This window comes from Effusibacillus pohliae DSM 22757, assembly GCF_000376225.1.
In the GTDB taxonomy this organism is placed as follows: domain Bacteria; phylum Bacillota; class Bacilli; order Tumebacillales; family Effusibacillaceae; genus Effusibacillus; species Effusibacillus pohliae.
The window spans coordinates 1-12,233 of record NZ_AQXL01000079.1 but is presented as its reverse complement, the minus strand read 5'-3'; the positions used below and the strand labels follow the sequence as shown (position 1 = coordinate 12,233).

The following is a 12,233-nucleotide window of genomic DNA, read 5'->3' as shown; positions in this document are numbered from 1 at the left end:
AGATAAGAGCGTCATCTTTCCGCCCGCGCTTGCCCAAGTCTACCGTTACAGCCCTTGGCGGCTTTGGATTTCGTTGTGTGTAGGCAACTCATCCGACTGTAACGGCCTCAAATTGGGTTCGTGTACCTCAAGCCGTGCGTTTGCCTCCGGCTTCCTTCAGATTCCGCCTCGCGACGGACACCCTTGCCCTTGGCTACGGTAGGCGCTCGCCAGCCCCCGTTCGGGACTCTCACCCTAGAGATGACGCCCATGCTGGGCGTACTACAAAACGAAAGGGCCACGCGCGCGATGGCCCTTCTCAACCTGTTTGATTCGTGAATTCCGTTTTTCAACCGCCGCTCCTACGGAACGAGCAGGATGAACAGAACAAAGATGATCAGGAACACAACGGCCCAGCGGGTGTAGGCGCCGAACACAGCGTACATTGCAACCCCCCCTTTCGATCCGGTTGCTTTACCTTATGTACGTCCACTTTCTGGCGAAACGGCCCTTACCCAGATGGAATCGGCAACTCGATTTTTGTCGGTCGGCACCCCACGGCGAACATCCAAATCATTCATTGGTAGTTCCGTGCAAGGATACACGCCGTTCCGTGTCCTACCCGCACTTCATAACGTAAATCAACCGGGTACAAGGAGGGGAATCATGCACAACATCGCATCAATCCGTAAAACATGCGCAAACTGTGTCGGGGGGTGGGTGCAATTTCAAACGCCGTGGGGCACTCACCAGGGCATTGTCCAGCACGTGTCGAATGACGGAATGCTGGTTCGCGTTCCACGTCAATACGCACCGGCTCTCGCTTCCACAACAATCGACCCGAAAACCGATCGGCAGCAATCGCTCGATCCAGCACTGGCACAGTGGGGGTATCCCTACGCGGCTGGCTATCCAAACGGGTATGGGTGGTGGGTCGGCCGTTGGTGGTGGTGGTGGGTCGCGTTTGCAGCGATTTTGGCTCTTGCATTTTTGTGGTGGTAACCAAACAGAGTCGATTGAAGGCCGGGCGGGCTCCCCGGCCTTTGTCCTGTTCGTCCGGACGGATTCGATCCACAGGTCAGGTCGTGACAGCTGCAAGACCCAACTTTTCACGGATCGTGCGTTTGATTGCCTGCTTGCACGCATCCAGATCGGTTGCATCAAGGCTGATGAAATCGCCCACATATTGCGACATCGTGTATTGGTAGCGGGGGTCGTAATACTTCACCAGCAGCAATTCGGCCAGTTCCGCGTACCGCTTCTGTTCGAGCGCTTCCCATGCGAACCGGCGGTCGGCTGGCGGCAATTTTTTCTCGATCGAGCGCAACGCCCCCTTCACCTTCTCCTGAAACTCCGGATCGTCGACCACATACTGGTCCAATGTCCGCTGAACCCGTATGTGCAGGGGGGCCTCCAGCAAAATGTGCAGCCCGTGGTGCTTCGCTTCCACCAGAAAATCAGGCATGTTCACCCGGCCGATCCGCTTGCTTTCCGCTTCCATAATCAAGTAGGAGCTGTCCTGCAACTCCTCCAGCCGCTGCAGCAGCAGCGAATCAAACATCCGCTGGTTCCGGGGCTGTTCACCGATTGAACCAAACGCCGACCCTTTGTGGCCAGCCATTCCCTCCAGATCCAGGACAGGTTCCCCGTCTGCCGCCAACCGTTGCAACAACTGCGTCTTGCCGACACCGGTCATTCCGTGAATCACAACGCATTTTGCCTTCAACTGAAAATCGGCCAGCCGCTGTTTGACGGTTTCCCGGTAGGCCCGGTAGCCGCCCTCCAGCCGAAGCGCCGGAATCCCCATCAGATCCAGCACGGTCGCCACGCTCTTGCTGCGCATACCGCCGCGCCAGCAATAAACGACCGGCTGTTTGCCGGCGGACGCCTCTTGCACCGCCTTCACTAGTTCCGGCAGTTTGGCCGATGCAAGCCTGAGGCCCAGTTCTTTTGCCTGTTCCGGGCTGATCTGCTTGTACACCGTCCCCACCTGCGCCCGCTCCTCGTTGGTGAACAGCGGAATGTTAACGGCACCGGGAATGTGGGACTCCTCGTACTCGCCTTCCGAACGAACATCGATCAGCACGACATCTTTTTTCTTTTGAACATCTGGATATGCCACATCGCGAACCATCTGTTGCTCATCCTTTGGGCGTGTGAAGTGCCAACCGTTTCATCTTCCCCATTATAACCGAAAAACGGGATGCCAGCGACTGCCGGTACGTACACCCTGACCGCACGTTTCATACAATGTGGTATATCAGCGCGAAGGGGTGTCTTCCTTGCCGCAACGTCTTTTGAAAGCTGGCGTTTTCCTCTATTTGCTGGTCGTGTTTATCGGCAGTTTCATCTGGATTGGGCTGCTGAAGAGCGGTCTGTTCGACAGCTTCCAGATCGCCCGTATCCCCCTGTCGCTGCTTCGGAACTACCAATACTATGCATTCTCCGGCACGATCGGTGGCACACTGTACTGCCTACGGCTGTTCTATTGGCATAACGTGCATAACAAGCTGAACATCCACAAATGGTGGATCTGGTATGTGCTGCGTCCGATCATGAGCGGGGGCACCGCGATTATGATGGTGATTCTGTTTCAAAGCGGCATTCTGCTGGTCAACGTGGCCGACCTGGTGCCTGCGAAAATCGGGCTATCGTTCCTGATCGGATACGGGTTCGGCAAGGTGATGGATAAACTGGACGTCCTGACAGAAACATTTTTTAACGGTCAAACGGATGCCGGAACGCGACCAGCCGAGCCCGCCAAATCCATCTCCGGCCAGCCGGCCGCAAACGGCAATGGATCCCAAAATCCCGACCAGCCGATCCAACAAATCAGACAGTAGCCGGTTCAAGGAGCCGGCTTACGCGAAATAGTTCGCGATTTCCCCGAGCACGGTCTTCTGCGGATCTTCCGCCGCCTGTTGCTGGCAGGACTCGACAAAATCCGCAAACGACCCCTCGGGGATTTCGATTGTAACCCCCCGTTCTGTGTCGTCAAAATCATCTCCGCAGCGAATCACCAGCTGCTCAGGTTCTTCCACCAGCAGTTCCCACGCGGCTTTCCGGAACGCCACATCAAAACCGCGGCCTTCATGCCGGACGCCGGTCACCACGAATGCCCCCTGCGCGTCCCTCGCCGCCGCCCAACGGATCGACAGGCCGCTGAACCGCTCGCCGAGTCCCTGCCATTTTTCAATAAACACAGCCGCTTCCGGTATATGCACCAGCAACCGCTGCTGGTCGAGCCGGATGCTCTTAGGCTGATACAACATGTCCATCCCTCCCGGCCTATTATAGAATACCCGAATGGAAACTGCTATAATGGGGAGTAGCGAAACCGAGGTGACCTGCATGGCGAAGAAGAATCGTTCGCGTCCGATGCCGAACCCGTCCGCTGAACAAGACAAACCGGCGACGCTGAAAGATGTTTTACGCCCGGAAGTGGTCGAACAACTGAAAGCCCAGCAGGTGGAACTGCAAGCGGCGGAAGAGCGCCGCAAGGAAGAACAGCGGCGGCAGGCGGAGGCGGCCCGCAAAGCGGAACTCAAAAGGCTGGAAAACGACTTCGAATATCTGTTTAACCAAAGCAATCTGGACTGGCAGAAGTTTAAATAATACATATAAGGTGATGGAGATGGATTGCATTTTCTGCAAGATTGTGAAAGGCGAAATACCTTCGAAAAAAGTGTATGAAGACGAGTACGTGCTGGCGTTTCACGACATCAACCCGATCGCGCCAGTACACGTGCTGACCATCCCGAAGAAACACATCGTCTCCTTGCTGGACATCAAGCAAGAAGACAAGGAACTGGTCGGCCATTTGCACCTCGCCCTGCAAAAAGTGGCGAAGGAAATGGGCATCGACGGGTCCGGATTCCGCGTCATCACAAACATCGGCCCGCATGGCCAGCAAACGGTGTTCCACCTGCACTACCACCTGATCGGCGGGCGGCAGCTCGAGTGGAAGATGTAACACGGGGGCATCGAATGAAACCGGAAAAACGGCTGAGTCAGATGACGAAAGAAGAGTTGCAGGAAGAAATGGAGCAGTTGAAGCAACGCGGACTGGAGCTGTTCGAGGCAGGCGATTTCGAGCAAGCGATGGTGCTCCGCACCCGTTGGTATCTGGCCGCTTCCTACCTGATGAACCCGCGGACGATCGAGATCGGCGGTCAATATTTTGTTGAAGGGGAACCCGGCGGCGTCTTCACCGTCTCCCATTTGGACGGCGTGATGGCGCACGGCACCATGTCCAACAAACCGGGCCCGGTCGCCTACCCGATCGCCATGCTGACGAAGGATCCGCTGCTCGATTGACACATACACCCTCAGCCCCAGTGACTAACAGAATGACGCGCAAGCCGCCGGTTTGCCAAACAACAGGCTGTCCCAGGAGGGGTGGCCTGTTTGGGCTAGGTTCGTTTTTTCTCAACTTTGTCAGCGCTTCACCGTATTACAAGAAAGGTATGTGCGCATTAGCGTTCTGTAAGATAAAACTGAACCCAAGGATGTTTTCCGCAGTGCCGGTCAAAGTTTTGCACATGAACCCGTAACAATCCAATTCACCAGGATCCAGTTTGGCCCGCATACGCGCTTTTGTTTCATTAATAAGTCGCCGCTGCTCCACTGATCAATGGGCCCACTCAGCTTTTGTTCTTCGCAACCACTCCCCAGTGTCAAGCAGCGGACGAAGCTTGTTATAAACGGCTGCATGGTTTTTCGACAATTCCTCCACAACTTTTGGTGGGATGTATACACCATCCAGAATGGATTGAACGAATTCAGCTTCAAAAACGCCACCCTTGACCATATGGACAAGGATGTCCGTATCTGAAATCACCGCTGCCACATATATCGATTTGCTCATTGGTCATAACCAACTTCCGGAATCCTGTCCAACAAACTGGGAAGCCGCAACAATCGACGCCACTGTTCCGGACCGCACACATCATGTCCTGTCCCACCTCTGCTACTCAACCTTATAAAATTTGTCAAGCAGTCACATACTGGTAGATGTGTGTTTATTGTAACCAAATTCGCTGACCAATGGGAGGTACCCCATGCGATTCGGCAAAATCGGGCTGTTCTGCAGCGTGCTGCTGCTCGCTGACGCTGGTCAGACACTGGCGTCCGGTAGCGATGCGCCCGTAAGGCAGCCGGTTCCCGATTTGATCCTTCAGGACCAGATCCTGCAGCAGCAAGTGAAACAAGTTCATCAACAACTGATCAACACCATCGACCAAATCAAACAGATTGACAGCCGAACCCAAAAGACGAACAGCGGCCTGCAGGCGGCGGAAGCGGAGCAAACCATCCGGACGATGACCGAGCGGTACACGATCGTCTACCTCACGCTGGCGGCCGCATTGGAAAGCTCCACATGGCCAGCACTGGCGGTTGAACAACAGAAACAAAGCGATCTCGCCCTGCGCAACCGGTTGGTCCAAGAGAAAGCGCAACTGGAGACGAAGGAGAAACAGCTTTCCCGGACTGCCCGAACCGTTTCGGACCAGATCACCAAAGCGACCGGCGTTTCGCACCGACAGGGGGCGATCGACAATCTCAATCTGGAACAATTGGCCGGACTGCTGGCGTGGCCCGTTCCGTCCACCAAAGAGGTGTCATCCGAATACGGTTGGCGGGAGTTGAACGGGGAGATCGAGTTCCACGGCGGGATCGACGTGGCGGCCGAACTGGGCGATCCGATCCACGCGGCGGCGGACGGCGTTGTCCTGTTCGCCGGACCCGCGCAGGGATTTGGCAATTGGATCGTCATCCGCCACGAGTCCGGTTTGATGACTGTCTACGGACACATGTACAAAACGGGCATCCAGGTCCGCCCCGGCCAGAAAGTCCGGCAGGGCCAACCGATCGGCCGCGTCGGAGCGGCCGGGGAGTCGTACGGCCCGCACCTGCACTTCGGTGTGGCGACCGGATTCAAAGACGGGCTACTGGAAACGGTCAACCCCTGGAGTTTCCTGCAAAGATAACCCGCCGGGGATGTGCCCCGCCTGACTCGTCACATTTCATACATTTGGATGCTTTTGGAGATTATAAGGAGCAAAGGAGGGGGAATGCGATGAGCACTCCTTACTTGTGTCCAAATTGCAGGAGCAACCGCACCCGTTTTGCCATTTTGGAACAGGTACCGCAGTATGTGAAAATGGACCCGGAGACGGGCGAAATTCTCGAACACTACGAGCAGGGCGAGCTGGAGCCGTTCCATTTGCCTTACCAGGGAACCCGGCGGCGAGTGGCGTGCGGCGCCTGCGGACTGGTGGAAGACGAGAAAACGTTTATCGCTCTGGCGCAAACCCAACCCCGCATTCCGAAGTAACCGGATTCCTTTTTCCAACATTCCTTCGACAGGGCGGCGGTCGCCGCTCTTTTTCATTCGCTTTTTCGCAAGTATTGTTGTTTTTGTTGTACCGATCCTCGATCGTGCAAAAATGCTCTACTGCCTGGCAACAAACCGCAAACAATAAATAGGTCACCCAAGTTGCATGGCGACAGAGGACCCCATCTTGCGGCTCAGGTGACATCCGGAAGATCACTTCAACAGATTCGGCAGCCACATCGACATCGCCGGAACAGATGACCGGCAGCAGCAGTGCCCAGACTCCCTCCCGCAGCGCTTTCACTCTGTCAACCCAGGTGATCTGTTCCACGCCGACGCCGTAAATCACCATCGGAATCGACGGCGGGACGGACGTTCGCCCCGATCGCGGCGATCCGCTCTCGATCCCGATACAGTTCGGGATCGAGCATCACTTGATATTTCGCCCGAATCCATTCGGGCAGAGGCCACCATAACTCCTCCGTAATGACGATCGACATCGTGCCCCCTCCCTTTCTCGACGATCCACATCTTGTTTCACCCGGTTCCGCAGTTTGCCTGCGGGTTGCAGCGACTTTTGGCTGGTGGGCTTCTTCTGCAGCTTGGTGGACTTCCCACCGCTTAGCGTTTGATCCGGAACTTGATCAGCTTTCCACGTCTCAGCGCTTGATTCGCATGCGAATCGATTGTTCCACTCGGGTCAGATGAGCGAGCATCCGATGTTTCGCCTGTTCGCTGTCTTTTTGTTTGATCACCTGAAAAATCGCCTGATGATCCGCCAGCGACCGCTGCGGCCCGCCCTCGATCGCCAACGATTCCATGCGGCTTTCGGACAAGAGGTCAAGCATCGTCAGCATCAGCCGGATCAGTACCAAATTTTGCGAAGCCTGTGCCAGCGCCACATGGAACTGGGCATCTCTTTCGCCCAGGATCTGCAGATCGTCGACGTGCAGGCCCGCGTCATCTAGAATCGTTTGAACCGCACACGTTTGACGGAGCGCTTTCCCGATTGTACGCGCTGTTTGCCCAAGCCTGCCTGTCGCCCTGGAGCAAGATGGACGGAGACAAAATCGAACCGGTCGAGTGGGACGTGATCGACAATCCGTTCGCATCGCTCGTTCTGATTCAGCCGGTACAAGGGAAAGCCGCAATTCCGGACGGTATCGGAATCGGAGTGGAGTTGGACCGGTCGATCATCGAACAATACCGCTGGGACGGTAGCCGGTACGTGTAACGCAGCAAACCGATCGGAACATGATCTGAATTAGCATGCTTTATACGTAAAATAAACAATCGCAATTTCTCATTCACCTCGCTCCGTTCTATGCTTAAGGCACATCCCGTTTTTCAAGCGGAGCCAGCGAAAGGGGTATGTGTCTATTGCAACACACGGTGCTTTTCCTGAAAAAGAAAAAACCCCTGCAGATCGGCATGGTGCAGGGCATATGTTTGACTTTGCTGCTGGCGGTGGCGGCGAAAGTGCTCGTCGGATTTCCGTTCCTGTCCATCCTTGGGCAGCTGGTAATCGCGATTCTGCTCGGCATGAGCTGGCGGACGGTGATGGGCATTCCGGAGACTGCCGCGTCCGGCATCTCGTTTGCCGGCAAGCATCTGTTGCGAATCGGCATTATTTTGCTCGGCATGCGTTTGAACCTGTCTGACATCGCGCAGGCAGGTCCGAAAGTTCTGGCGCTTGCCTGTGTCAATCTTGTGTTTACGATTTTTTCGGTGTATTGGATTTCGAAATGGTTTCAAGTGGAAAAACGGCTTGCCCTGCTGAGCGCAGTCGGCACCGCCATTTGCGGAGCGGCGGCCGTCGCCGCGATCGCCCCGCAGTTGAAAAGCAAGCAGGATGAAATCGCGGTCGGTGTAGCGTCCGTCGCCATCCTCGGCACGATTTTTACGGTTGCCTATACGCTGTTGTATCCGCTACTCGGGTTGAATGACGTCGCTTTCGGCATCTTTGCCGGCGCTACACTGCATGAGGTGGCGCATGTGGTGGCCGCCGCCGCTCCCGTCAGCGCCGCCGCCGTCGACATGGCCGTGATCGTCAAACTGACTCGCGTTGCTCTGTTGATTCCCGTTGCACTGCTCATCGGAATCATCGTCAGCCGGTCCGAGTGGAGCGCAGGCGACGATCGGACCAAGGACGGCGACCGCACCAGGGGAGGCGACCAGGGGGACCGGCCCCAGCGGCGTAACCTGGCTCAACGAGGCGACCTCACTGAGCCCGGGAAGCGAAGGGACCGCACCGTACTTCGGACGTTGAAGGACCTGCCGATCCCTTGGTTCATCGTCGGCTTCCTGGTGATGAGCGCCGTCAACACGCTTGGCATTTTTTCACAGCAGACGGCAGCATCGGTCGTCAATCTCGCTTATTTTCTGATCGCCATGGCGATGGCGGGTCTCGGCCTGAACGTCGATGTTTCGGTGCTGCGCCGTTGGGGAGCCCGCACGATCGCCGGGGGGTTTATTGGGTCGTTGTTGTTGTCGGTGCTCGGGTTTGTGCTGGTAAAAGCGTTCAGGCTGTAGCCCCTGTTAGCTGATGTACAATTCTGCAAACGGATTCAGCGCTTTCTCACGGTTGAAGGATTGCGGAAGCAAATTCGAATCGAATTCAAAACAGGATTCAAAGAAACGAACAGCACCAACGGATACCAGTTGATGAATGTTCCAAAACAGTTCGCGCGCTTTTGTGCCGCTCCAGTTTGGCGGCAGCAAATCGAGCGGAAAACCCGGATCCTTAAACAGGAATTTCCGGTACTCGTGCACCAGTTGCGTGCGTGCAATGAAACTTTCGCGATCTGTCAACGTAGCGTTCCAAGCCGCTTCTTTCAGTTCTTCGTATTTGCTGCCATAGATTTCGATAAAATGGTCATATTCCTTCCCGATTTCTTCCAGGTCCCACCCGCGTTCGATGATTTCCTGATTCTCGTGGGAAACGACCGAGCTGGAACTGAACAGAAACGTATAGGGTTCCAACCTGTAAGTTTTCACAATTTCCATGATTTGCTCTTCCAGCGGATTCGGACTGACCCAGGTACTATTAGAAATCAGTCCGAATCCTGTCCAGGACAGTTCCTGGCGCAACTGGTTTCGCAAATCCCTTTTTTCTTCCGGTACGGAATAAGTGAAAATCCGCCAAAATCCATCCCATCTGTGGTTCCGAATGGCATACACTCGCCGTACCCCGTCTTCCACCCTGCGCTTTGCCTTGTCCGTAAGTGAATAAAAGCTTTTGTTCCCTGAACGCCGGGCTTTCAACAGACCTTGATTGACCATGCGGAAAACGGCTCCTCTGACGGATGACTCCGATATCCCGAATTCTGCCATCAACCGGATCAGGCTCCCGATCCAGATTTCTCCTCCATAATGTTGAATAAAGTCCCCATATAACGTAAATACTAAGGATCTTGGTTTCATCCGTGTCACCTGCAAAATATTTTTACAAACCATTTTGTTATCAGGTTATTGTAAAAAATCATCTTTTTCAAGCCTGATGTATCCGATTGTAGCGACCGGTAGTGTGGGGCGAGTGATTTCAGAGGATGATGGTGATGCGGGAAGCCGCTGAATTGCTTCAGCCTAAGAGAACTGAAAAAAGGGGGGCTACGTCACCACGCATTCCCCCAGCGGATCCATTAGAAGAAGTAGGAAGAATAAAATGTGTAAATGCCACAAAGTCACTGGTCTTTGGCATGATTCGGCACCGCCAGAAGACACTAACCATCCCCCAGCCAATTGTTCATCGAGATCCTCCAAGATCTAAAAAAGGCTCAAAGCGATGTGTACAACCGGCTTTCTCCTGCGCATCCTGCTCCAGAATTTCTCGTACAGAATCTGGTATAGGGACGGCAGCCAGCCGATCGCCCTCACGCTTCACCCAACCGCGCAGTTCGTATCCGCAGCCCGTTCTCGCGTCTCCCCGATAAACCTCATGGGACAGTTTGATCGTTTTTCGATTAATTTCCTGAACGACCGTTCTGATTGTGATGATATCGTCGTAAAAGAGCGGCTTTTCAAATGTGCATCTAGCGTCCAGCATAGGAAGGATCACCTGATGTTTCTCCTCCAGTTCCGACGGAGCCAGGCCAACGGAGCGAAAGAACTGATGACCGGCAATATCGAACCACTTGAAATAATTCGGATAGAATACGATACCCGCCTTGTCCGTATCCCCCCAATGGACCCGCAATTGAATTTCATTTCGTCTCACATTATTCCCTCCGATGATTGTTTGGAAACCCAGCCGCAAACATTTGACTATTCAGACTCCAATCTGGACACCGCTGGCTCTCTCCCGCAGCTTGAAACGCTGTATCTTGCCTGTCACCGTTTTCGGCAGTTCATCGATAAATTCGATGATGCGGGGATATTTATAGGGTGCCAAATCCTGTTTCACGAATTGCTTCAATTCTTCTTCCAGACTTTCGGACGGGGCGACTCCCTGCTTAAGCACAATATACGCCTTCGGATAAACCAGATCATTTTCATTCGTGATTCCAATCACCGCAGTTTCCAATACCGCATCGTGTTTAAGCAAAGAGTTTTCGATTTCAATCGGGGACACCCAAATACCGCCAACTTTTATCATGTCGTCGGAACGTCCGCAATACCAAAAATATCCATCTTCATCAACGTAGTACTTGTCGCCCGTATGAAACCATTCTCCATAAAACTTGCGCTTGTTTTCCTGATGCATGTTCCAATATCCATGGGTAATGCTGTCGCCTTTGATAATCAAATCGCCTATTTCGTTGGCAGATAATTCGAGCCCGTGTTCGTTTACAATTTTGGCCTCATATCCAGGCACCACCTTGCCGGAGCTTCCTTCCTTCACTCCACCGATCGTATTGGAAATGAAAATATGCAGTGCTTCGGTGGAACCGATACCGTCCAGGATGTCCACCTCATACAACTGCTTCCACTTTCGCATGATCGATCCGGAAAGCGCTTCTCCGGCTGAAACGCAAACGCGAAGCGAAGACAGGTCATATTGCCTGCCGGAACGTTGGGCAAAATCGATCATCGATGCATACAAAGTCGGTACGCCAAAAAAAATCGTAGGCTTGTAAGTTTCGATCGTTTCGAACACCTTCTCCGGCAGCACCCGGTCCGGCATCAATACGGTCGATGCGCCCAATCCCAGCGGAAAATACATGCCGTTCCCCAATCCGTAGGCAAAAAAAAGCTTGGAAGCGGAAAAAGCAATATCTTCCTCCGTCATTTTCAACACGTTCCGCGCGTAACTGTTCAAAGCATATTCCATATCGTGCTGCAGGTGAATGACGCCTTTCGGATTCCCGGTACTGCCGGAACTAAACAGCCAGAAAGCGGCATCATCGGCACAGGTGGCGGCTGTCTCAAGACGATCGGTGGCATGCTCCAGCAAGCTCCGGAAGCTTGTAAGCGTTTTCCCCTCTTCCACATGGAAAGCGGATATATCGTGATTATCGATTAAAACGACATGTCGCAGATAGATAAACCGGTTTTGCAAATGCTCAATCGATTTCCAAAGTTCGGCGTGCGCAATCAGCACTTTCACCCGGCTGTTGTTAAGAAAATACTCATAATCAGGCGGGTTCAGCATCGTATTGACCGGAACCGGTACCGCACCAATCTTGAAGTTGTGTCCGGTATTATGTGTAAAAAGGATCTGAAATAGGAAGAGTCATTTCAATCCTCTTTTTGGGAATCATGGAGTTTGTCTACAACAATATCCCAAGGAGGAATCGAAATGACTCACTTCCATCTTACCCTTTCCGCAGAAGAATTACACCAACTGCTTACAACACATGGCAAACTGGCTCCATCTCTCATGCAGTCGTTTTTGAACCAACTCTTACAGAAGCAAGCATCGGAGCAGATCCAAGCGGAACCCTACGAGCGAACCCATGAACGCACCACGTATCGCAAC

At 53.8% G+C, this 12,233-nt stretch carries 16 protein-coding genes and 2 pseudogenes; 10 read left to right on the top strand and 8 right to left on the bottom strand.

Going from position 1 to position 12,233, the window contains the following annotated elements:
- The first annotated feature begins 645 nt into the window (after nt 1–645).
- Nucleotides 646–981, top strand: a complete 336-nt coding sequence (locus C230_RS0102190; protein WP_018130421.1) for a hypothetical protein — start codon at nt 646–648, stop codon at nt 979–981.
- Between the two features lie 76 nt (nt 982–1,057).
- Here the strand turns inward: C230_RS0102190 and mnmH are convergent, their stop codons facing one another.
- A complete protein-coding gene (mnmH, locus tag C230_RS0102185; RefSeq protein WP_018130420.1) occupies nt 1,058–2,113 on the bottom strand; it encodes a tRNA 2-selenouridine(34) synthase MnmH in 1,056 nt (351 codons plus the stop codon).
- A 148-nt stretch (nt 2,114–2,261) separates the two neighbouring features.
- Between mnmH and C230_RS21155 the strand changes: the two genes are divergently transcribed.
- Entirely contained in the window at nt 2,262–2,822 is a 561-nt protein-coding gene (locus tag C230_RS21155) for a hypothetical protein (RefSeq protein WP_018130419.1), read from the top strand.
- An 18-nt stretch (nt 2,823–2,840) separates the two neighbouring features.
- On the opposite strand, the gene C230_RS0102175 is transcribed toward C230_RS21155, so the two are convergent.
- Nucleotides 2,841–3,251, bottom strand: coding sequence for a hypothetical protein (locus tag C230_RS0102175; RefSeq protein ID WP_018130418.1), 411 nt, complete (start codon nt 3,249–3,251; stop codon nt 2,841–2,843).
- 79 nt (nt 3,252–3,330) lie between these two features.
- Here C230_RS0102175 and C230_RS0102170 point away from each other — a divergent pair, with 79 nt between their 5' ends.
- The 3 genes from C230_RS0102170 to C230_RS0102160 are packed head-to-tail and all read left to right on the top strand — an operon-like array spanning nt 3,331 to nt 4,296.
- Nucleotides 3,331–3,594, top strand: a complete 264-nt coding sequence (locus tag C230_RS0102170; RefSeq protein ID WP_018130417.1) for a YqkE family protein — start codon at nt 3,331–3,333, stop codon at nt 3,592–3,594.
- 19 nt (nt 3,595–3,613) lie between these two features.
- A complete protein-coding gene (locus tag C230_RS0102165) occupies nt 3,614–3,952 on the top strand; it encodes a histidine triad nucleotide-binding protein (RefSeq protein ID WP_018130416.1) in 339 nt (112 codons plus the stop codon).
- Nucleotides 3,953–3,966: 14 nt separating this feature from the next.
- The gene (locus C230_RS0102160) at nt 3,967–4,296 is read left to right on the top strand and encodes a DUF1811 family protein (RefSeq protein WP_018130415.1); all 330 of its coding nucleotides are present in this window, start codon (nt 3,967–3,969) and stop codon (nt 4,294–4,296) included.
- Between the two features lie 313 nt (nt 4,297–4,609).
- Here C230_RS0102160 and C230_RS0102155 read toward each other — a convergent pair whose 3' ends face one another.
- Nucleotides 4,610–4,846 (bottom strand): hypothetical protein, encoded by a 237-nt coding sequence (locus C230_RS0102155; protein ID WP_018130414.1) that lies wholly within the window; start codon nt 4,844–4,846, stop codon nt 4,610–4,612.
- A gap of 193 nt (nt 4,847–5,039) precedes the next feature.
- Here C230_RS0102155 and C230_RS21150 point away from each other — a divergent pair, with 193 nt between their 5' ends.
- On the top strand, nt 5,040–5,969 hold the full coding sequence (locus C230_RS21150) for a M23 family metallopeptidase (RefSeq protein WP_018130413.1): 930 nt from the start codon (nt 5,040–5,042) through the stop codon (nt 5,967–5,969).
- An 89-nt stretch (nt 5,970–6,058) separates the two neighbouring features.
- Entirely contained in the window at nt 6,059–6,316 is a 258-nt protein-coding gene (locus C230_RS0102145) for a hypothetical protein (protein WP_018130412.1), read from the top strand.
- Nucleotides 6,317–6,624: 308 nt separating this feature from the next.
- On the opposite strand, the gene C230_RS0102140 is transcribed toward C230_RS0102145, so the two are convergent.
- Together C230_RS0102140 and C230_RS23245 are read right to left on the bottom strand one after the other, a co-directional pair.
- On the bottom strand, nt 6,625–6,816 hold the full coding sequence (locus tag C230_RS0102140) for a hypothetical protein (RefSeq protein ID WP_018130411.1): 192 nt from the start codon (nt 6,814–6,816) through the stop codon (nt 6,625–6,627).
- 159 nt (nt 6,817–6,975) lie between these two features.
- The gene (locus C230_RS23245) at nt 6,976–7,287 is read right to left on the bottom strand and encodes a FadR/GntR family transcriptional regulator (protein WP_407635567.1); all 312 of its coding nucleotides are present in this window, start codon (nt 7,285–7,287) and stop codon (nt 6,976–6,978) included.
- Between the two features lie 11 nt (nt 7,288–7,298).
- Here C230_RS23245 and C230_RS22855 point away from each other — a divergent pair.
- Nucleotides 7,299–7,550: pseudogene (locus tag C230_RS22855) on the top strand (mandelate racemase/muconate lactonizing enzyme family protein); the annotation flags it as partial.
- Nucleotides 7,551–7,696: 146 nt separating this feature from the next.
- Nucleotides 7,697–8,848 carry a YeiH family protein gene (locus C230_RS23690; protein ID WP_018130408.1) on the top strand — a complete coding sequence of 384 codons (1,152 nt, stop codon included), beginning with the start codon at nt 7,697–7,699 and terminating at the stop codon, nt 8,846–8,848.
- A gap of 6 nt (nt 8,849–8,854) precedes the next feature.
- Here C230_RS23690 and paaX read toward each other — a convergent pair whose 3' ends face one another.
- From paaX to C230_RS19125, 3 genes and pseudogenes are all read right to left on the bottom strand, one after another.
- Nucleotides 8,855–9,739, bottom strand: a complete 885-nt coding sequence (gene paaX / locus C230_RS0102120) for a phenylacetic acid degradation operon negative regulatory protein PaaX (RefSeq protein WP_026174082.1) — start codon at nt 9,737–9,739, stop codon at nt 8,855–8,857.
- Nucleotides 9,740–10,061: 322 nt separating this feature from the next.
- The gene (locus C230_RS0102115) at nt 10,062–10,532 is read right to left on the bottom strand and encodes an acyl-CoA thioesterase (RefSeq protein ID WP_018130406.1); all 471 of its coding nucleotides are present in this window, start codon (nt 10,530–10,532) and stop codon (nt 10,062–10,064) included.
- A 51-nt stretch (nt 10,533–10,583) separates the two neighbouring features.
- Nucleotides 10,584–11,939, bottom strand: a pseudogene (locus tag C230_RS19125) (benzoate-CoA ligase family protein); the annotation flags it as partial.
- Nucleotides 11,940–12,053: 114 nt separating this feature from the next.
- Here C230_RS19125 and C230_RS19120 point away from each other — a divergent pair.
- Nucleotides 12,054–12,233 (top strand): transposase (locus tag C230_RS19120; RefSeq protein ID WP_018130404.1); only part of this gene is annotated, 180 nt, incomplete at its 3' end.